This window comes from Vibrio sp. Vb1574, assembly GCF_033338675.1.
On sequence record NZ_JAWOTC010000374.1, the window covers coordinates 1 to 1122 of the forward strand.

Genomic DNA, 1122 nt, shown 5'->3' on the forward strand with positions numbered 1-1122 from the left:
CCGCACAGTTTGTATCATCGATTCTGGCTACGATTTGTCGCACAACGATCTGAGCGGTAACCGTGTTGCTGGTACCAATGATAGCGGCACAGGATCATGGAGCGATCCTGGCAACAACAACGCGCATGGTACTCACGTAGCGGGCACAATCGCTGCGATCGCGAATACTGAAGGCGTGAAGGGCGTGATGCCAAACCAAAACGTGAACCTTCACATCGTAAAAGTGTTTAACGAAGCGGGCTGGGGTTACTCTTCTGGTCTTGTGAAAGCGATACAAACGTGTGCTGATAATGGCGCAAACGTGGTGAACATGAGCCTCGGTGGTAGCCAATCGAGTCGCACGGAGCAAAATGCGCTGAAAGCGATCTACGATCAAGGCGTACTGTTAATCGCTGCGGCGGGTAACGACGGCAATACAGCGCACAGCTACCCAGCGTCTTACGATTCTGTTATGTCAGTTGCAGCGGTCGATAATCAAAATGATCACGCGGCGTTCTCGCAAGCGACGGATCAAGTTGAAATCGCGGCGCCGGGTGTGGCGATCCTGTCCACCGTAACAGTAGGCGAAGGTAAGTTGTCTGACATTACGCTAAACGGTGTTAGCCAGTTTGACCGTGGCATCGTGCCTCATAACCGTTTGGTCCACAACGGCACTGAGTTTGTACCAGCACCAGTTGCAGGTTCAGTCACCGCGACATTGGCAAGCTGTGATGTGTCTGGTGGCAACTTCAACTGTGGCGACATGTCAGGCAAAATCTGTCTTACTGAGCGTATTGGCAATCAATCTTCAGGTACATACCCAGAGGTGGATGCAGTCCGAGCATGTTACAACGCAGGCGCAAGCGCGGCGATTGTATACAGCAACGCGGCATTAGCTGGGTTACAAAACCCATTCTTAGTTGACCAAAACAACGCTTATCGCATGGTGTCGGTGACAGTTGATCGTGCATTTGGTCAAGAGCTATTGGGTTACGCAGGCCAAGAGATCACGGTTGCAACTACATCAGGTGAAGACTACGAGTACTACAACGGCACTTCGACGGCGACTCCGCACGTAACGGGCGTAGCTGGCTTGGTGTGGAGTTACCACCCAACGTGTACCGCAGTGCAAGTACGTAACGC

Annotated in this window: 1 protein-coding gene; it reads left to right on the forward strand. The window is 52.3% G+C overall.

All coding sequences use genetic code 11. The features are described 5' to 3' along the window. Window positions 1–1122: S8 family serine peptidase (locus tag R7O12_RS26270; protein WP_318126999.1), on the forward strand; the 1122-nt coding region annotated here is incomplete at both ends.